Origin of the sequence: Pinirhizobacter soli (assembly GCF_015905305.1) — a bacterium.
Taxonomy (GTDB): Bacteria; Pseudomonadota; Gammaproteobacteria; order Xanthomonadales; family Rhodanobacteraceae; genus Pinirhizobacter; species Pinirhizobacter soli.
In genome coordinates, this window is record NZ_JADZLQ010000005.1 from 1 (window position 1) to 19,096 (window position 19,096).

The window sequence follows — 19,096 nt, forward strand, 5'->3', positions numbered from 1 at the left end:
GTATCCAGGCAAGACGCCCACACAATTCACCTGCGCACACTGTCAAAGATCGTTTCGCCGAACCCGGTTTTACCGGATTCCCTCAGGACGTTTCGTCCGAGGTGAGCCGCCCATTCTACATCGCTTTTGAGGTCCGTCAACACCCTTCGTGAAGCTTTATTTCGGGGTGTTGGATGACGCCAGGAAGGTCCGCAGCGGAGGGCTTTCGTCGCGGCGGAGGAGAAGAATAGCGCGGTGTGTGCCGGGTGGGAAGAGGTTGTGACGGAAATTTTTCACACTCCGCCCGAAAGCCTGCAAAACAAGCACTTTTCCGGCAAGCCGCCCGAAGCGGCGAGCGGCGCCCCGTTGCAGGGCGCCGCCTTGTTTCATGTTCGGTAAACGGGCTGTTTAGCCGACGGCCGCCATGGGCTCGTTCGGCAGGATTTCGAACTCGATTTCGTTACAGGCCAACTGGTGTGCGCAGGGCAGTCCAAGCTGGAAGGGAATCAGGCCTGATTCGGCCGCCAGGCCGAGCTGTTCCCACTGGTCTTCGAACGGTACGAAACGCTGCATCTTCGAGCTCCCTGTCGCCGCGGCCGGTGGGCCACGGTATCGATGGAACCATCCTGAAGAAGCGTTGGTGAGGAAGTTATGAGGAAAAACTATGACAAACGTAAAAACGGACGTTTATTAATCGAATTCCACCATTTCGAAGTCGTCCTTGGTGACGCCGCAGTCCGGACAGGTCCAGGTATCGGGGATGTCTTCCCAGCGGGTACCGGGCTCCAGGCCTTCGTCGGGGAGTCCTTCAGCCTCGTCGTAGATGAAGCCGCAGACGACGCACATCCATTTGCGCAGGGGGCGGGAATCGGGGCTGGTCTGGCTCATTTCGGTAGCAAGGTAACGAGGGGAAAGTGACATTTTGGCATAAGCGGCGCGAGGTACGATGTGCGGCTACCGCACCTACCAAGGCCCGTCCGCCCATGCCAGCCGTCCCGTCCATCCACCCCGCCCTGCGCCGCGGCGGCCTGTATGCCCTCACTGACGGGCCCCGGCCGGATCTCGTGGAGGTGTGCGAACACGTGCTGCACGGCGGCGCCACCATGCTGCAGTACCGGGATGAGACCACGGACGATCCGCGGCGGCTGTCCGAGGCACAGGCCCTTGCCGCCCTGTGCCGGCGCTACCAAGTGCCTTTCATCGTGTATGGCGACATTGCCCTGGCCGCGGCCGTGGAGGCCGGCGTGCACCTGGACTTCGAAAGCGATGTCGCTGAAGCGCGCGATGCCGTGGGTCCCGGCGCCATCATCGGGGTGTCTTGCCACGATTCGATCGAACACGCCCGCACGGCGGCAGCCGCCGGCGCCGATTACGTCTCTTTCGGGGCGTTCTTCCCTTCCCCGACCAAGCCCCATGCCGGCCGCGCAAGGCCGGAGACCCTGCGGCAGGCCGCCGCACTGGGCGTGGCGCGGGTAGCGATCGGCGGCATCACCCTCGACAATGGGATTTCCCTGATCGATGCCGGCGCCCAGTACCTGGCCGTGGTGTCGGCTGTGTTTTCCGCCGACCACCCCGAAAAAGCCGCGCACGACTTCGCCGCCCTGTTCGAAGGACTCGCATGACTTCCAACCACGATCTTTTCCAGCGCGCCCAGGCCTTGATGCCCGGCGGCGTGAATTCGCCCGTGCGTGCCTTCCGTTCGGTGGGCGGAGAGCCCTTCTTCACCGCCCGCGCCGACGGTGCGTTCCTGTGGGACGTGGAAGGCAAGCGCTACATCGACTACGTCGGTTCCTGGGGTCCGATGGTGGCGGGGCATAACCATCCGCACGTGCGCGAGGCCGTGGCCCGCGCCATCGGCGATGGTCTTTCCTATGGCACGCCCTGCGCCGCGGAAGTCACCATGGCCGAGACCATCGTGCGGCTGGTGCCGTCGATCGAGATGGTGCGCATGGTGAACTCCGGCACCGAGGCCACGATGTCGGCGATTCGCCTGGCGCGCGGCGCCACCGGTCGCAACCTGATCGTGAAGTTCGAAGGCTGCTATCACGGCCACGGCGACAGCTTCCTGGTGAAAGCGGGCTCCGGCGCGCTCACCTTTGGCGTGCCCACCTCGCCCGGCGTGCCCAAGGCCGCGGCGGACCTCACGCTTACCCTGCCCTATAACGACTTCGACGCCGCGCGCGAACTGTTCGCCAGCCGCGGGCACGAGATCGCGGGCCTGATCATCGAGCCGGTCGCCGGCAACATGAATTGCATCCTGCCGCGCGAGGGTTACCTGCAGCTGCTGCGCGAGCTGTGCACGGCCTCCGGCGCGATCCTGATCTTCGACGAAGTGATGACGGGCTTCCGCGTGGCCCTGGGCGGCGCCCAGGCGTACTACGGCATCACGCCGGACCTCACCACCTTCGGCAAGGTGATCGGCGGCGGCATGCCGGTGGGTGCCTACGGCGGGCGGAAAGAGCTTATGCAGCAGATCGCGCCGTCAGGCCCGATCTACCAGGCCGGCACACTGTCAGGTAACCCCGTGGCGATGGCAGCGGGCCTGGCCATGCTGGAACTGGTGAGCGCCCCGGGCTTTCATGAAAACCTGGCGGCGAAGACTCGCCTGCTGACCGATGGCCTGTTGGCCGTGGCAGCCGAAACCGGCACGCCGTTCAGCGTGAACCGCATCGGCGGCATGTTCGGCCTGTTCTTCACCAGTGAACAGGTGGAAACCTACGCACAGGCCACCGCAGCGGACGTCGCGGCCTTCAACCGTTTCTTCCACGGCATGCTCGAACGCGGCGTGTACCTGGCGCCGTCGGCATTCGAGGCGGGCTTCGTGTCCAGCATGCACACCGATGAAGTGATCGCCGCCACGCTGGAAGCTGCACGCGGCGCCTTCGCCGACGCGGCAATCGCGGCATGACGGTGGGTGTCGACGCCATCCTGTTCGACATGGATGGCGTGCTCTGCGACTACTCGCGCAACACCCGCCTGGACGAACTGGGCAAGGCGATGGGTACCGACCGCGAGACGGCGCGCGATGTGATGTACAACAGCAACCTGGAGTGGGAAGCCGACGCGGGCGCGATGGATGTCGACGCCTATATGGCGGCGCTTTCGGCGGGTTTCGGCCGTACCTTGAGCGAAGAGGCCTGGCTGCATGCGCGCGTGGCCGCCACTCAGGTTCGACCATCGATGGTGGCGTTGGCCGAGGAGCTTTCCGGCACGCTGAAGATCGGCCTGCTCACCAACAACAGCTTCATGATGCAGCGGCACCTGCGCACGGTGTCGCCGGGCCTTTTCCCGTTGTTCGAAGGCCGCGCGTGGACGTCGGCTGAGATGGGGGCGATCAAGCCGCACGCGGAATGCTATCTACAGTGCGCCAGCGCGATGGATGCTGAGCCCTCGCGCATCCTGTTCGTGGACGACGCCGAGGAGAACGTGACCGGCGCCGTGGTGGCGGGCCTGCAGGGTTACTTCTTCACCACGCAGGCCGCCTTCGAGGACGAATTACGACGCCTTGGCGTGCGCCTGGCCTGAAGCGTCGTTCGCCGATGCAGTGATCTCGTGGAGCGCCGCACCCAGGCGTTCCATACCTTCGGCAAGCTCGGCGTCGGTGATGGTGAGCGGCGGTACGAAGCGCAGGACATCCGGGCCCGCCTGCAACAGCAACAGGCCATGGGCGGCACAGGCATCGAGGATCTCGCCGGCCTTGCCCTTCCAGGGGCTGGCCAGCACCGCACCGATCATCAGGCCGCGGCCACGCACCTCTTCAAAGATGTTGAGCTCTTGATTGAGCCTGGCCAGCACAGTGCGAAGGTCGTTGGCCTGGCGCTCCACATTCAGCAGCACCGCGGCCGAGGACAGTTTGGCCAGCGCCACGCGGGCCACCGCGGCAGCCATCGGATTGCCCCCAAAGGTGGTGCCATGGGCGCCGAACTGCATCACCGCGGCCACCTTGGGACCAGCCAGCATCGCGCCGATGGGGAAGCCTGCGCCCAGCGCCTTGGCCAGGGTGACGATGTCGGGGGTGATGCCATCCTGCACGTGGGCGAACAAGGTGCCGGTGCGACCCATGCCGCACTGGATTTCATCAAGCACCACCAGGGCGCCATGCGCGTCGCACAGCTCGCGTACTTTCTTCAGGAAACCCGGTGCGGCCGGCAGCACGCCGCCTTCGCCTTGCACGGGCTCCAGCATCACGGCGGCGACGTCACCCGGCGCGAAGGCCTCGGCGAGCGCGGCTTCGTCGTTGAAATCGAGATAGCGAAAACCCGCGGGCAGCGGCTCGTAGCCTTCCTGGTACTTCGGTTGCGCGGTGGCGGTGACCGTGGCCAGCGTGCGGCCGTGGAAGGAGCCGCGGAAGGTGATGATCACGCGCTTGTCGGCCGGACGGCCTTCCGACGCGGCCCATTTGCGTACCAGTTTGATCGCCGCCTCGTTGGCTTCGGCGCCGGAATTGCACAGGAACACGCGCTCGGCGAAACCCGAGGCCTGCACCAGCTCCTGGGCCAGCCGCAGCGGGGGCTCGGTGTAGAACACGTTGGAGCTGTGCCAAAGCTTGCCGGCCTGCGTCACCAAGGCTGAGACGAGGTCTTCGTCCTGGTGGCCCAGCGCGTTTACCGCGATGCCGGCGCCCAGGTCGACGTAGTCGCGCCCTTCGGTATCCCACACGCGCGCGCCCTTGCCGTGGTCCAGTACGACGTCACGGGGACGGTATACCGGCAGCCAGTAGCGCTTGCCCAGTCCGATGATGTCGGTGGTGGGATCGGGGTGCTGCGACATGGCGGGGGCTCCGGACAACAAAGGTCGTGGGTGGGATGTGAAGTGTAAACGGAAGCTGTGTATCAACGGTGCAACACCCGGCACGGCCCCGCAACAAGGCATTTTCCTTGCGCCTATGTCCTTTGGCCGTAACAGCGCGCCAACACCGTGAACGGCGCGTAAGCACGGCGGGCTACCGCAAGGGCTTGAAACAAGGCATTTGCCGAATTGGCATGTCGCTTGCCTTATTTATCCAGGGTGAGTGAAGGAGGCGATGTCATGTACCTGCGCCTTTGGGAATGCTCCGGCACGCTTCTGCTGGTATCCGCCACGGCCGGCTACCTGGAGGCCTGTGCCCAGGGCACAGGCAACGAGCGACTGCCCACCAAAGGCGCAGCGAATGATGACGATGATGGAATCGACGAGGATGCCTGCACCTGAAAGCGCCTCGTGGCAAGTTCGGCCGTCTGGCAACCCTGCCAGTCCGGACGGCTCGAGGGGAATCCCCCCGCTCCGCACACGCGGACGGGGGGCGTTCTCTCGCCTAGCGCAATTCGTCCACGCTCAGCTGGTGCTTCTTGCACAGCCGGTACACCGTTACGCGCGACACGCGCAGGCGCCTGGCGCATTCGGAAATGTTGAATGCGCTTTCGCGCAGGCAACTGACGATGGCTTCGCGCTCGGCCAGGATGCGTGCATTGCACAACGTGGCATTGCGGCTGGCAGCATCGCCGTCGCTCAGTTCCAGGTCCTGGTGGGTGATCAACGCGTCGTCGGCGATCACTGCCGCGCGCTGCACGCGGTTCATCAACTCGCGGATATTCCCCGGCCAGGCAAACGATTCCATCGCCCGGCGCGCACTGGCGCTGAAGGCACGCGCACGCGTGGCGTAGGTTTCGCGGAATTCGTCCAGGAACCGCTGCGCCAGCAATTCGATGTCGCCGTGGCGTTCGCGCAGCGGCGGCATGCGCAGGCGAAGCACGTTCAACCGGTAGAAGAGATCTTCGCGGAAGCGACCCTCGGCTACGGCCTTCTCAAGATCGACGTGGGTCGCGGCGAGCACGCGCACGTTGATCTTCGTGCTGTGCGAATTACCGATGCGCTCGATGGTGCCTTCCTGCAAAACGCGAAGCAGGTTGGTTTGCGCTTCCAGCGGAAGGTCGCCGATCTCATCCAGGAAGATGGTGCCGCCGTCGGCGGCCTCGAACAGGCCCACGCGTCGACCCATGGCGCCGGTGAAGGCGCCGCGCTCGTGGCCGAACAATTCCGACTGCACCAGGTTCGCCGGCAACGCACCGCAGTTCACCGCGATGAAAGGCTTCTCGCCACGAGGCGAAAGTTGGTGCAGGCTTCGCGCCGCCAACTCCTTGCCGGTACCGGTCTCGCCGGTGATCAGCAGCGGAAGTTCCACATGAGCAAAACGGGTAACGCTTTCTGCCACGAGCCGGATGGCCGGGCTGAATCCAATGATCACAGCTTGCGCGGCTTTCGCGCCCAGTGGCAACAACGGCTGGCCTGTGTCCACGCCTTTAGGGGGCCCACCGGCCCAGACTTGCTTAGCGTTGCGCAACATGCCCTACCCCGAAGATCCTTGCTGCGGGCTTGATCCCGCCTGCCACCGCGTCGCCCCCAAACAACCCGGCCCCGTGCCATTTTTCTTCTAAGGACTGCCCGAAGAAAACTACTCGGGAGGAAAAAACCCCGCCATCCGACTAACGGCCGAGGCCGTGATGTCTATTCCTGTCACTTTGTTCAGCAAAGGACGAGAACGCGTTAGTCGAGGAAAAGGTCTGGTGCAAGGTTTTGGCCTGGTTTTACGGCATATTTTGAAAGATCGCCCACGCCTTCGGCCGCCAGTACTTCATCGTCGATGAAGAAGCGGCCGCTGTTTTCGCGCGATGAACGCACCAGGATGGCATGCGCGGCATCGGCCACGATCTCCGGTTTCCGACAGTTTTCCGCGTGGATGCCCTCGATCATGCCGATAGCTGCCGTAGCAATTACTGTCCTGGGCCACAGCGCATTGACGGCAATGCCGGCCTCTGCGAACTCGGCCGACATGCCCAGCACGCACAGGCTCATGCCGAACTTGGCAATCGTGTAGGCCGTGTGCGGCGCATACCATTTCGGGTCCAGTGACGGTGGCGGGGACAGCATCAGCACGTGCGGGTTGGCCGCCTTGCGCAGGTGCGGCAGGCAGGCCTGGGTCACCATGAAGGTGCCCCGGGTATTGACCTGGTTCATCAGGTCGAAGCGCTTCATTGGCGTGCCTTCGATGCCGGCGAGCCAGATCGCGCTGGCGTTGTTCACGCAAACGTCGATGCCGCCGAAGCGCTCGACCGCCTTCGCCACGGCATCGCGCACCTGGTCTTCCTCGCGGATGTCCACTTGCAGCGCCAGCGCCTTGCCGCCGGCCGCCTCGATCTCGGCCGCGGCGGTGTGGATGGTGCCGGGAAGCTTGGGGTTGGGTACGCCGCTCTTGGCCGCGATCACGATGTTGGCGCCGTCGCGTGCCGCGCGCAGGGCGATGGCCAGGCCAATGCCGCGCGAGGCACCGGTGATGAAAAGGGTCTTGCCGGCGAGCGTGGTCATGGGGTGTCCTTCCAATGAGTTCAGTCGCGCTGGAAGCGCGGCAGGATATCGCGCAGTTCCGCCAGGCGCCGGGTGGGGTCGGTGAGTTCAAGCATGTGCTGGGCTTCGTCGGGCGCCAGCGGCAACAGTTCGGTAAGACGGAAGCCAACCCAGCTGGCGTCGTCGTAGAGCTGGCGCGGCGCATTGCGATAGTGCGGGGCCATCTGGTCGATCAGGCGCTCGAGGATGGTGGGCAGCAAGGCAAGTTCCACCGGCACCTCGATCGCGGGTTCCTCCGGCCAGTGGGTGATGTCGCCCCGCACCTGGCCATCGGCACGCACGCGGGTGCGCGTGACGCGGAACCGGCCGCCGCCGCGCGCGGTAATGCCAAGCAAGCCGTCGCCACGAGTGGTGAAGTCGATGATGTCGGCAAGCGTGCCCACCGCGGCTGCGGCCGCGGGCAGGCCTACTTCGCGCCCCTCGGCGATCAGGCACACGCCGAACGGCGTGCCGCCCCGTGTGCACTCGCGGACGAGGTCGAGGTAACGCGGTTCGAAGATGCGCAACTGCAGTTCCCCGCCCGGCAAAAGGACGTTGGAGAGGGGAAACAATGGGATGTCATTGCCAGGCTTGGATGAGGCCATATCCCGGAGTCTAGCCCGCGGAGATTGCCGCAAGAAAGCGCCGCGGCGCCGCTTCGAAGCCGCCGTTGGACATGAACACCACGCGGTCGCCGGGCCGGATAAGCGCCTGCAATCGGTCGATCAGCGCCTGGACCGATGGCGCGGTCTGGCCACGGCCGCCCAGGGCGTCGGTCACCTTCCCTGCATCCCAGGCCAGTTCCGGCCGTTGCAGGAACACCACGGCGTCCGCATCGGCCAGCGAAGGCGCCAGGCCCTCGGCGTGCGCGCCGGCGCGCATGGAATTGGAACGGGGCTCCAGGGCCACCACGATGCGGGCCTCACCGACGCTGGCGCGAAGGCCAGCCAGGGTGGTGGCGATGGCCGTGGGATGGTGGGCGAAGTCGTCGTACACGGTAATGCCGTGGTGCTCGCCGATCTTCTCCATGCGCCGGCGCACCGAGCGGAAGCTGGTAAACGCTGGAAGCAGGGCGCCAGGGTCCGCACCGGCAGCCGAAGCCGCGGCCATCGCGGCCAGGGCGTTAAGCACGCTGTGGTTGCCCAGCATGTCCCAATGCACGGTACCCACCACATGGCCGCCACGCGACACTTCGAAGGCCGAGCCATCGGCCTCCAACAACCGCGCCTGCCAATCACCTTCGCCGATACCGAAGGTTTCCACCGGTGTCCACGCACCCATGGCCAGCACCTTGCGCAGGTGGTGGTCGTGGACGTTGACGATCAGCCGTCCGTTGCCCGGCACCGTGCGTACCAGGTGATGGAACTGGCGCTCGATGGCCTCGACGTCGGGAAAGATATCGGCGTGGTCGTATTCGAGGTTGTTGAGGATGGCAATGGAAGGCCGGTAGTGCACGAACTTCGAACGCTTGTCGAAGAAGGCGGTGTCGTATTCGTCGGCCTCGATCACGAACTGCGCGCCGGTGCCCAGTCGCGCGGACACGGTGAAATTCCCGGGCACCCCGCCGATCAGGAAACCTGGCGCCAGGCCCGCCGATTCAAGCAGGTGCGCCAGCAGGCTGGTGGTGGTGGTCTTGCCGTGCGTGCCGGCCACGGCCAGCACCTGGCGCTGGGCCAGCACGGTTTCGCCCAGCCACTGCGGGCCGCTGATGTATGGCATGCGTTCGTCGAGCATGCTTTCGATGGCGGGGTTGCCGCGCGTCATCGCATTGCCCACCACCACGAGATCCGGCACCGGGTGAAGGTGCCCTGCCGTGTAACCCTGCTTCAACTCGATGCCCAAGGCTTCGAGCTGGGTGCTCATCGGCGGGTAGACGTTGGTGTCGGAGCCTTCCACTTGCAGGCCCAGCTCGCGTGCAATCGCGGCTAGGCCTCCCATGAAGGTGCCGCAGATGCCAAGAATGTGCAGGCGCATGGGATTCCGGTTGCCTTGGGGCGTCGGGCCGCAGCGCGGCCCGGATGATTCGATGCGGCCTTAACCGCCCGCGGGCGCGGTGCCCCGGGGCAGCACGCCGGTGATGCGTTCGGTGACTTCGTCGATAGGACCCACGCCGTCCACCACCTTCAGCAAGTGCCGCTGGGCGTAGAAATTCGCCACGGGGGCGGTCTGCTCGGCGTAGACCTCAAGGCGCTTGCGCACGGTATCGGGATTGTCGTCGGCGCGGCCTTCGGCCTTGAAGCGCTGTTCCACGCGGCCAATGATGGCGTCGCTGGGCACTTCGAACTTCACCACCACGTCCAGCGGCTGGCGCAGGCGGGACAGCAGGCCGTCCAGCGCATCGGCCTGGGCGAGGTTCCGCGGGTAACCATCGAGGATGAACCCGGCGCGGGCATCGTCCTGGGAAAGGCGTTCTTCCAGCATGCCCAGCACGATGTCGTCGGACACCAGGTGGCCGGCGTCCATCACTTCCTTGGCTTTCAGCCCCAGCGGGGTGCCGGCGGACACGGCCGCGCGCAGCAGGTCGCCGGTGGAAATGTGCGGCACGCCGAGCGTTTCCTTCAGGCGCGTGGCCTGGGTTCCCTTGCCCGATCCGGGGGCACCGAGTAGCACGAGTCGCATATGGCTCCATATCCGTCCGGGCACCCGCGAAAGGGCGCCGAACATCGAAAAAATGACAGTCACGGTAACTTCTGGGTGTTTCCCCGTCAAACCGGCCTGGGCTAAGGTAAGTACCCCCGCGAGAAGGAACCAGCGCATGGCAACCAGGTCGTCCCCCGGCAAGCTGCTTTATGCCCAGTCCGGCGGTGTCACCGCCGTGATCAACGCCACCGCCGCGGGGGTGATCGAGACCGCCCGGGCCAAGGGACTGAAGGTCTATGCGGCCCGTAACGGCATCCTCGGCGCCCTGCGCGAGGACCTGATCGACACTTCGAAGGAAAGCGCCAAAGCCATCGCGGCACTGCGCCATACCCCAGGCGGCGCCTTCGGTTCGGCCCGGTACAAGCTCAAATCCATCGATACCGACCGCAAGGAATATGAACGCCTGATCCAGGTGTTCAAAGCCCACGACATCCGCACCTTCCTGTTCAACGGCGGCAACGACTCGGCCGACACCGCCTACAAGATGTCCCAGCTGTCCAAATCCCTCGGGTATGAATTGAGCTGCATCGGCGTGCCCAAGACGGTGGACAACGACCTGGTGATTACCGATACCTGCCCTGGTTTCGGCTCGGTGGCCCGCTACACGGCGATTTCCACCCTGGAGGCCAGCCTCGACGTGGCCTCGATGGCCGAAACCTCCACCAAGGTATTCATCCTTGAAGTCATGGGCCGGCACGCCGGCTGGATCGCCGCCGCCGCGGGCCTGGCGGGTGAAGGCGGCGATGCCCCGCCGCACATCATCCTGTTCCCCGAACGCACCTTCAACGAAGCTCAATTCCTCGCCAAGGTGAAGGCCACGGTGAAGCGCGTGGGCTATTGCACGGTGGTGGCGTCCGAAGGCTTGCTGGCACCGGACGGCAAGTTCCTGGCCGAGGCCGGTGGCCGCGATGCTTTCGGCCATGCCCAGCTGGGCGGCCTGGCGCCGGTGATCGCGGGCCTTGTCCGCGACAAGCTGGGATACAAGTTCCACTGGGCGGTGCCTGACTACCTGCAGCGCTCGGCCCGCCATGCGGCTTCGAAGGTGGACGTGGAACAGGCCTACGCCGTGGGCAAGGCCGCGGTGGAGTACGCGGCCAAAGGCATGAACGCGGTGATGCCGGTGATCGTTCGCACATCCGATGCGCCGTACCGCTGGAAGGTGGAACCGGCGGAACTGTCGAAGATCGCCAACCGCGAGAAGAAAATGCCTTCTTCGTTCATCACCAAGGACGGCTACGGCATCACCGCCGCCGCCCGGCGATATCTTGCGCCCCTGATCCAGGGCGAGGCGCCGCCGCCCTATGGCAAGAACGGCTTGCCCGCCTATGCCACGCTGAAAAACGTAGCCGTGAAGAAGAAGCTCGAACCCTTCGGCTAGATTTTCACCGTCGCTTGATCATGCCGCCGGACACACTCCGGTGGCATGACACGCAAACCCGAACCCTCTCCCCTGGTGGTGGCCATCACCGCCGAACAGCAGCACGCACGCGATGCGGGCCTGGTGTATGTGTGCGACACCGACAAGGGCATAACACGCTGCCGCAAGGGCAAGGGGTTTTCCTATGTCGGTATCGACGGCAAGACCGTGCGCGATGCCGATACCCTGGACCGCATCCGCATGCTGGCCATCCCGCCGGCGTATACCCAGGTATGGATCTGCAAGAACGAACGCGGCCACCTGCAGGCTACGGGGCGCGACGCACGGCGGCGCAAGCAGTACCGCTACCACGCCAAGTGGCGCGACGAGCGCGACCGCGGCAAGTTCGAACGGGTGGTGGAATTCGCCCAGCAACTGCCGGGCATGCGCCGACGGCTGAAGCGCGACCTGGCGCTGCCCGGCCTGCCGCGCGAGAAGGTGCTGGCGCTGATCGTGAGCCTGCTGGAGGAAACACTCATTCGCGTGGGCAACGATGAATACGCGAAGGAGAACAACTCGTTCGGCCTTACCACCTTGCGCTCAAGGCATATCAAGGCCCTGCCCGGCCGCCTTCTTTTCAGCTTCCGTGGCAAGAGCGGCAAGGAGCACGAGGTGGAGCTGGACGACAAGCGCCTGGTGAAGGCCGTGCGCCAGGTGCAGGACCTTCCCGGCCAGCGCGTATTCCAGTACCTCGATGACGAAGGCACCCGCCAGCCGGTGGATTCGGGGATGGTGAACGACTACCTGCGCGAGATCACCGGCGGGGAATTCACCGCCAAGGATTTCCGTACCTGGGGAGGCACCACCCAGGCAGTGGCGGTGCTGGCGCGCACCCCGCTGCCGGAATCGGGCGGTGAGCGGGCCATCCGTGTCACTTTGAAGGAAGCCGTGCAGGAAGTGGCCGATACCCTGGGCAATACGCCAACGGTGTGCCGCAAGTCGTACATCCATCCGGAGATTTTCGAAGGCTGGCGCGATGGCACGCTGCATAAGGCGGTGCCGCCGGAAACCGGCCGCCATCCGCGCCAGCTGGAGTTGAAAACCCAGGCCTTTTTGAAGCGGCGTCTGCGCCGTCGCTAAGGGTGAGACGGCTGCGGGTACCATAGCCGCATGACCGACACTCTTCTTATCGTCCTGCTGGTGGCCGTGCTGGCCTGTCTGTTGCTCTTGGTCATGCTGCTCGTGCGCAAGCCGCGCGACGATGGCAACGCCGGCAAGCTCGATGCGCTGCTGGCTGGCAACCGCCAGCTCGAAGCCGCGTTGCGCGAGGAACAACGCGCCGGCCGCGCGGAGCTGGGTACCCGTGTGGACCAACTTACCGAGCGCACCGACCGCGGCATGCAGGCCCTGCGCGAAGGCCTTGGCGAGGACGCGCGCAAGGCCCGCGAGGAAGGCTCGGCCACCCTGCGCCAGTTCGGCAGCCTGCTGGAGCAGCGCCTGGGCGCACTCGCTACCGAAAACGAGAAACGCCTGGGCGAAGTGCGTCAGGTGTTGGAGTCGAAGCTCAAATCCATCCAGGACGACAACGCGGCCAAGCTGGAGCAGATGCGCCAGACGGTGGATGAGAAACTGCACGCCACCCTGGAAACGCGTCTGGGTGAATCCTTCCGCCTGGTATCCGAGCGCCTTGAAGCGGTGCAGCGCGGCCTGGGCGAGATGCAGACCCTGGCCGCCGGCGTAGGCGACTTGAAGCGCGTGCTGACCAATGTCAAAACCCGCGGCACCTTCGGCGAAGTGCAGCTGGGTTCGCTGCTGGAACAGATCCTGGTGGCCGAGCAATACGCCGCCAACGTGGCGACGATCCCCGGTTCTTCCGAGCGCGTGGAATACGCCATCCGCCTGCCGGGCACCGATGAGGGCGTGCCGGTGTGGTTGCCGATCGATGCAAAATTCCCGGTCGAGGACTACCAGCGCCTGCTCGACGCCCAGGATGCCGCCGACGTCGACGCCGCACTCGCTGCCGGCCGTGCGCTGGAAGTGCGCGTGCGCGAGGAAGCCAAGCGCATCCACGGCAAGTACGTGGGGCCGCCGCACACCACCGACTTCGCCATCCTGTTCCTGCCCACCGAAGGCCTCTACGCGGAAGTGATCCGCCGTCCCGGCCTGTCGGACCTGCTGCAGCGGGAATACCGCGTCACCGTGGCCGGCCCCACCACCCTCACCGCCCTGCTGAACAGCCTGCAGATGGGCTTCCGCACGCTTGCCATCGAGAAGCGCTCCAGCGAGGTCTGGCACGTGCTGGCCGCAGTGAAGACCGAGTTCGGCAAGTTCGGCATGGTGCTTGAGAAAACCCGCAAGCAGTTGGACACCGTGCGCAACAGCATCGACAGCGCCGGCGTCCGCACCCGGGCCATCGAGAAGCGCCTGCGCGAAGTCCAATCCCTCGGCAGCGAAGCCTCCAGCGACGCACTGAAGATCGCCCTGGAACCCGCCGACCCCGACGACGACCTCGAAGACGAACTCCCCACCTCCGACTAGCCCCACCCACTAGGGGTCAGAGTCATTGCCACTAGTGCCACTATGACTCTGACCCCTAGTGGGCCCTGGCGCGGAGGCGGCGCTACAATGGCTGCTTTAGCCGGCGGCACTAAGACAACCCATGACCGAGCCAAAGAACCCCGACGTCACCCGTGAACAGGCCGAGGACGCCGTGCGCGTCCTGCTGCGCTGGGCGGGCGAGGATCCCACCCGCGAGGGCCTGCTCGACACGCCCAAACGCGTGGTCAAGGCTTATCGCGACTGGTTCGCCGGCTATGCACAGGATCCAGCCGACTACCTGGCGCGCACCTTCGAAGAAGTCGGCGGCTACGACGAGATGATCGTGCTGCGCGACATCGAGTTCGAAAGCCATTGCGAGCACCACATGGCGCCGATCATCGGCCGCGCCCACGTGGGCTATGTCCCCACCGATCGCGTGGTGGGCATCAGCAAGCTGGCGCGCGTGGTCGATGGCTTCGCCCGCCGCTTCCAGGTGCAGGAAAAACTTACCGCGCAGATTGCCCAATGCATCGACCAGACCCTGCAGCCGCGCGGCGTGGGCGTGGTGATCGATGCCTCGCACGAATGCATGACCACCCGAGGCGTGCACAAGCGCGGCGTATCGATGGTGACCAGCCAGATGCTCGGCAGCTTCCGCGAGGACCCGCGCACCCGCGCCGAGTTCCTGCGCTTCGTCGGCGTCGACCGGCGCTGATGCCAAGTCGCGACGTGGCGGCGGTTGGGGGTCAGAGTATTTACTCTGACCCCGGCTCGCTGGGCCGCGTGGTCGCCACGGCCTTGCTCCTTGGATCGGCCTTCCTGGCTTCTCCTGCGCAAGCCCAAGCCACTCCCACCCAATACCTGCGCCAGTTCGACACCAACGGCGACGGCAAGGTGAGCCTGGACGAGTACCTTACCTATATGACCGCCGGCTTTCGCCACATGGATACCAATGGCGACGGGGTGCTCGACGCATCGGAACTTCCCGGCCAGCATGGCAAGCCGCTACGGCTGGAAGACGTGCGCCGGAACTACGAAACCCAGTTTCACCGCCTGGACCGCAACCACGACGGGTTCCTGAGCGCCAAGGAACTCGCCCAGCCGCCGCAATAAAGGCCTGAATCCCGGCGGTAACCCATTGAAATAGCGGCCCGCAGCGGCCATCTCGGGCGAACGGCTAAACTACGCCCATTCCCCATTCTTTCCCGGATCCCTCATGAGCCTCGACTCCGCCACCCGCGAACGCATCGAAACCCTGCTGAACGAACACCGCGTGGTGCTGTTCATGAAGGGCAACCGCAGCCAGCCGATGTGCGGCTTTTCGGCCTCGGCCACCAATGTGCTGAACGAACTGCTGCCCGACTACCACACGGTGGACGTGCTGCAGGATGCGGAGATCCGCGAAGGCATCAAGACCTACGGCCAGTGGCCCACCATTCCGCAGTTGTATGTGGGAGGCGAGCTGGTCGGCGGCGCGGACATCATCCGCCAGATGTACGGCAGCGGTGAGCTGCACACGCTGTTCGGCGCTACGCCGCCCGACCGCACCCCGCCGGAAATCACCATCACCGAGAAGGCCGCCGAGGCCATCCGCGCCGGCATGGCCGATGCCCAGGGCGTGGTGCTGCATCTTGAGATCGGCCCGGACCATGGCGCCGGCTTCCAGCTCGCACCCGCCCAGGACCACGACATCGTGGTGAATGCCAGCGGCATCGACGTGCATTTCGACCCGGGTAGTGCGCAGCGCGCCAAGGGCATCGTGATCGACTGGGTGAGCACCGTGCAGGGCGAAGGCCTCAGCCTGAAATTCCCCGGCTCCAACGAAGTGAAGTCGATGACCGTGCAGGAGCTGGCCAAGCGGCTTGCCGAAGGCTCCCTCATCCTGGTCGACGTGCGTCCGGCCAACGGCCGTGCCGCCGCCGCGCCGCTCGCTAACGCCCGCATCCTGGAAGAAGAAGGCTACGACGCCTTAGGCCGCCTGCCCAAGGACACCGTGCTCGCCTTCATCTGCCACCACGGCAACTCCAGCATGGCCGCCGCCAACCACTTCGCCGCGCACGGTTTCAGCAACGTGTTCAACGTGGCCGGCGGTATGGATGCGTGGTCGCAGGAAGTGGATTCGAGCGTTCCGCGCTACTAATTCCATCCGGTATGCAATGAACGGCGACGTGCCACGGCACGTCGCCGTTTTTTGTTGCTGCGGAGAATTTGAGCTTTCTTCCATATTCCCTGCCAATGGATTCCCCTAGCTTCGAATGTCGGGTCCGGCATTGCCGTGTCCGTACACATCACCAGGGAAGACAACTCACATGCAATCCAGGAAGCTCCTGGCCGCCGCCATTGCGGCCGCCTTCTTCGTGCCGGCATTCGCGGCCGATACCGAACCCAAGACGCTGGAAACGGTCACCGTTACCGGCTCGCTGATTCCGCGAGCCGTGGTGGAAACCGCCACGCCAACCATCGAGATCACCGCTGCCGACATCCAGCGGCAGGGCTTCAAGACCGTCGCCGACGCTCTGCGGGCTTCTCCGCTGGCGTCCGGCGCCGTGCAGAATGCCCAGTCCAGTGGCTCCTTCACCCAGGGTGCGCAGTCGATCAGCCTGTTCGGGCTGGATCCGGGCTTCACCAAGATCCTGGTCGATGGCCATCCGCTGGCCAACTACCCGTTGCTCTACAACGGCCAGAGCAACTTCGTCGACATCTCCACCATCCCCACCTCGATCGTCGAGCGCATCGATATCGTGCCGGGCAACCAATCGGCCGTGTACGGCTCGGACGCCATTGCCGGCGTTGTGAATATCATCCTGAAGAAGAACGTCGACGGCTTCGACGTCAACTTCCGTGGCGGTGGCTATACCGACGGCGGTGGCGGCAACCAGCGCGTGCAGCTGACCGGCGGCCACTCCACCGATCGCTCGAAAACCGTCTTCAGTGTTGAGCTGGGTAACCAGGCGCCGATCTATGGCGCGGACCGCAAGCTCACCCGCTCTACCGCGTCCGATCCCTCGCGCAACGGCGCAGACCCGATCGCCTCGCGGAATTTCCTCCGCCTGGCTTACGACGCCAACGGCCGCGGCTCGTACGTGGACCCGGGCGCCGAGGCGTGCGAGAACGTCTCATCGCTGTTCAACAACAGCACGTATTACGCCTATCGCCCGGGCTCGGGCTACTACTGCGGCAGCCAGGACGTCGGCCAGGCCACGCTTTCGAACAAGAAGCGTTCGGCCACGGGTTACGTGTCGAGCTCGTTCAAGGTGAACGACCATCTGGAGCTGTATGGCAGCGGGCTGTATGGTTCCTCCAGCAACACGTCGATCGCCGGTTCCAATTTCACCTTCTGGAGCGCCAACAACGGCGGCCGATTCATCGACCAGGGCACCGGCCAGCAGACGGTCGCCCAGCACGCACTGTCACCGGAAGAAACCGGCGGTTACGACCGCATCGGCGACCGCAACATCGGACAGCAGTACCAGGTGATCCTGGGCGCCCGCGGCAAGCTTGGCGATTCGGCGTGGGATTACGATGCCTATTACAACCGCTCGGCGTACTCACTGACCAACAAGCAGAACCGCCCGCTCGCCGGCCCGCTCGATGCGCTGTTCGAACAGCAGTTCATGGGCCCCCAGCTCGGTAACGATGCCACCACCGGCCTGCCGATCTACGCGCCGAACTGGGCGAACTTCTACCAGGCGGTAACCCCTGAGCAGTACATCGCCACACTCGGCCAGATCAACTCGGTGTCGCAGACCTGGACGCAGGACCTCAATGTCCAGCTCACCAATACATCGCTGGCCGCGCTGCCAGCCGGTGACATCGGCCTTGCCATCGTGGGCCAGGCTGGCAACGAACACTGGAGCAACCGCACAGACCTAGGCGTGGTCAACGGCGACTACTGGGGCCTCTCTGGCACGCAGGGCCACGGCAAGCGCCAGCACTATGCGCTGGCCGGCGAGCTGAGCGTGCCGATCACCGCGGAACTGCTGGCCAGCGCCGCCGTGCGTTACGACCGCTACCAGTGGACGGGCAACGCCATCGGCCGACCCACCTACAAGCTGGCGTTCGAGTACCGCCCGATCGATACCCTGTTGCTGCGCGCCAACTACGCCACGGCGTTCCGCGCACCGGACATGGGTTACCTGTTCGCCGGGGATAGCGGCTATTTCACCGGCGCACCGGATTTCTACGGCTGCGAGACCTTCTATCCGGGCGAAGCACTGCGCGATTGCCCGGCGTACAACCAGTCCACCCCCGGCGTCCGTGCAGGAAACCCGGACCTGAAACCCATCACGGCCAAGTCCTATGGCGTAGGCGCGGTGTGGTCGCCCACGCAGGACTTCAACCTGAGCCTGGATTACCTCTCCATCCGCATCGCGGACAAGGTGGAAGACCTCTCCGTCACCACCCTGTTCCGCAACGAGGCCGACTGCCGCACCGGACGCCAGGATGCCGGGTCAGCCACCTGCCAGGACGCCCTGTCGCGCATCACCCGTGATGCCACCGGTGCCGTCACCAACATCCGCAGCGGCCCGATCAACTCGTCCAATGAACGGGTGGATGCACTTACCGCGGGTGCGAACTACCGCATCGGCATGGGTGCAGCCGGCAACCTCCGGCTGGGCGCGTCGTACAGCAACACGCTCAAGCACACGCTCCAGCAATACGCCGGGGAGTCCACGATCGACCTGCTGCGCGCACCGCAGTACTCCACCGACTTCAAGACCATCACCACGGCTTCCGTGGGCTGGGACCGGGGCGACTGGTCGGCCACGCTATTCGGCAACCGCCGCGGCCGCACCCCGAACTACCTGGCGCAGGTGAACAACAGCTATGCCGTGCCGGGTGCCGGCCATCTGGGTTCATGGACCACGTTCAACCTGAACATCGGTTACCAACTCCCTGACGATGCCAGCCTGAGCCTGGTGCTGAACAACCTGCGCAACACCAAGCCGCCGATGGATCGCTCGTACTACTCGCTTCCGTATTTCAATGCGGATAATTACGACATCTACGGAAGATCCGTGTTCGTCGAGTTCAATTGGCATTTTGGCGGCAAGAAATAACCGCAATATAAAACGATAATGTTCGAATAAGGGCGCCGTTTGGCGCCCTTATTTTTTGCGGATTTCGCAGTGTTTCGCGATTGTGAAGATGTCGTCATGCAAATGAAAAGCTCTGAAAGGAACGCGAAAGAAAACCAGTGGAAGGTTGCTAATCGGAATTTAA

General features: G+C 64.8%; 18 protein-coding genes and 1 pseudogene. 11 read left to right on the forward strand and 8 right to left on the reverse strand.

Going from position 1 to position 19,096, the window contains the following annotated elements; all coding sequences use genetic code 11:
* Nucleotides 1-387: 387 nt before the first annotated feature.
* Both NDK18_RS18670 and NDK18_RS18675 read right to left on the reverse strand, forming a co-directional pair.
* Nucleotides 388-552, reverse strand: a complete 165-nt coding sequence (locus tag NDK18_RS18670) for a hypothetical protein (protein ID WP_250626675.1) — start codon at nt 550-552, stop codon at nt 388-390.
* A gap of 117 nt (nt 553-669) precedes the next feature.
* Entirely contained in the window at nt 670-867 is a 198-nt protein-coding gene (locus NDK18_RS18675; protein WP_284691639.1) for a rubredoxin, read from the reverse strand.
* A 95-nt stretch (nt 868-962) separates the two neighbouring features.
* Here NDK18_RS18675 and thiE point away from each other — a divergent pair, with 95 nt between their 5' ends.
* From thiE to NDK18_RS18690, 3 genes are read left to right on the forward strand one after another with little or no spacing between them, the layout of a single operon-like run.
* Nucleotides 963-1,601 (forward strand): thiamine phosphate synthase, encoded by a 639-nt coding sequence (gene thiE / locus NDK18_RS18680; protein WP_250628667.1) that lies wholly within the window; start codon nt 963-965, stop codon nt 1,599-1,601.
* On the forward strand, nt 1,598-2,887 hold the full coding sequence (gene hemL / locus NDK18_RS18685; protein ID WP_250626673.1) for a glutamate-1-semialdehyde 2,1-aminomutase: 1,290 nt from the start codon (nt 1,598-1,600) through the stop codon (nt 2,885-2,887). Before thiE ends, hemL begins: the two co-directional genes overlap by 4 nt.
* Nucleotides 2,884-3,504 (forward strand): HAD-IA family hydrolase, encoded by a 621-nt coding sequence (locus NDK18_RS18690; RefSeq protein WP_250628668.1) that lies wholly within the window; start codon nt 2,884-2,886, stop codon nt 3,502-3,504. Before hemL ends, NDK18_RS18690 begins: the two co-directional genes overlap by 4 nt.
* Here the strand turns inward: NDK18_RS18690 and NDK18_RS18695 are convergent.
* Complete coding sequence (locus NDK18_RS18695) at nt 3,475-4,749, reverse strand: acetylornithine/succinylornithine family transaminase (RefSeq protein ID WP_250628669.1); 1,275 nt, start codon at nt 4,747-4,749, stop codon at nt 3,475-3,477. The two genes, NDK18_RS18690 and NDK18_RS18695, sit on opposite strands and share 30 nt — an antisense overlap.
* A 258-nt stretch (nt 4,750-5,007) precedes the next feature.
* Here NDK18_RS18695 and NDK18_RS18700 point away from each other — a divergent pair, with 258 nt between their 5' ends.
* Entirely contained in the window at nt 5,008-5,169 is a 162-nt protein-coding gene (locus NDK18_RS18700; RefSeq protein ID WP_250626670.1) for a hypothetical protein, read from the forward strand.
* 103 nt (nt 5,170-5,272) lie between these two features.
* Here NDK18_RS18700 and NDK18_RS18705 read toward each other — a convergent pair.
* The 5 genes and pseudogenes from NDK18_RS18705 to NDK18_RS18725 all read right to left on the reverse strand — a co-directional run.
* A pseudogene (locus NDK18_RS18705) lies at nt 5,273-6,199 on the reverse strand (sigma-54 interaction domain-containing protein); the annotation flags it as partial.
* Nucleotides 6,200-6,501: 302 nt separating this feature from the next.
* The gene (locus tag NDK18_RS18710; protein ID WP_250628670.1) at nt 6,502-7,320 is read right to left on the reverse strand and encodes an SDR family oxidoreductase; all 819 of its coding nucleotides are present in this window, start codon (nt 7,318-7,320) and stop codon (nt 6,502-6,504) included.
* 20 nt (nt 7,321-7,340) lie between these two features.
* Entirely contained in the window at nt 7,341-7,943 is a 603-nt protein-coding gene (locus NDK18_RS18715) for an LON peptidase substrate-binding domain-containing protein (RefSeq protein WP_250626668.1), read from the reverse strand.
* Between the two features lie 10 nt (nt 7,944-7,953).
* Nucleotides 7,954-9,312 carry a UDP-N-acetylmuramate:L-alanyl-gamma-D-glutamyl-meso-diaminopimelate ligase gene (gene mpl, locus NDK18_RS18720; protein WP_250628671.1) on the reverse strand — a complete coding sequence of 453 codons (1,359 nt, stop codon included), beginning with the start codon at nt 9,310-9,312 and terminating at the stop codon, nt 7,954-7,956.
* Nucleotides 9,313-9,372: 60 nt separating this feature from the next.
* Nucleotides 9,373-9,957 carry an adenylate kinase gene (locus NDK18_RS18725; protein ID WP_250626666.1) on the reverse strand — a complete coding sequence of 195 codons (585 nt, stop codon included), beginning with the start codon at nt 9,955-9,957 and terminating at the stop codon, nt 9,373-9,375.
* Nucleotides 9,958-10,093: 136 nt separating this feature from the next.
* Here NDK18_RS18725 and NDK18_RS18730 point away from each other — a divergent pair, with 136 nt between their 5' ends.
* The 7 genes from NDK18_RS18730 (at nt 10,094) to NDK18_RS18760 (ending at nt 18,933) form a co-directional block, all read left to right on the forward strand.
* Nucleotides 10,094-11,356, forward strand: a complete 1,263-nt coding sequence (locus tag NDK18_RS18730) for a 6-phosphofructokinase (protein WP_250628672.1) — start codon at nt 10,094-10,096, stop codon at nt 11,354-11,356.
* 45 nt (nt 11,357-11,401) lie between these two features.
* Nucleotides 11,402-12,475, forward strand: coding sequence for a DNA topoisomerase IB (locus NDK18_RS18735; RefSeq protein WP_250626664.1), 1,074 nt, complete (start codon nt 11,402-11,404; stop codon nt 12,473-12,475).
* A 30-nt stretch (nt 12,476-12,505) separates the two neighbouring features.
* Nucleotides 12,506-13,873, forward strand: coding sequence for a DNA recombination protein RmuC (locus NDK18_RS18740; protein ID WP_250628673.1), 1,368 nt, complete (start codon nt 12,506-12,508; stop codon nt 13,871-13,873).
* Nucleotides 13,874-13,994: 121 nt separating this feature from the next.
* On the forward strand, nt 13,995-14,588 hold the full coding sequence (gene folE, locus NDK18_RS18745) for a GTP cyclohydrolase I FolE (protein WP_250626662.1): 594 nt from the start codon (nt 13,995-13,997) through the stop codon (nt 14,586-14,588).
* Nucleotides 14,588-14,986 (forward strand): EF-hand domain-containing protein, encoded by a 399-nt coding sequence (locus tag NDK18_RS18750; protein ID WP_250628674.1) that lies wholly within the window; start codon nt 14,588-14,590, stop codon nt 14,984-14,986. The genes folE and NDK18_RS18750 overlap by 1 nt, the downstream gene beginning before the upstream one ends.
* Before the next feature lie 103 nt (nt 14,987-15,089).
* Nucleotides 15,090-16,013, forward strand: a complete 924-nt coding sequence (gene grxD / locus NDK18_RS18755; RefSeq protein ID WP_250628675.1) for a Grx4 family monothiol glutaredoxin — start codon at nt 15,090-15,092, stop codon at nt 16,011-16,013.
* 169 nt (nt 16,014-16,182) lie between these two features.
* Nucleotides 16,183-18,933 (forward strand): TonB-dependent receptor domain-containing protein, encoded by a 2,751-nt coding sequence (locus NDK18_RS18760; RefSeq protein ID WP_250628676.1) that lies wholly within the window; start codon nt 16,183-16,185, stop codon nt 18,931-18,933.
* The last annotated feature ends 163 nt before the right edge of the window (nt 18,934-19,096 follow it).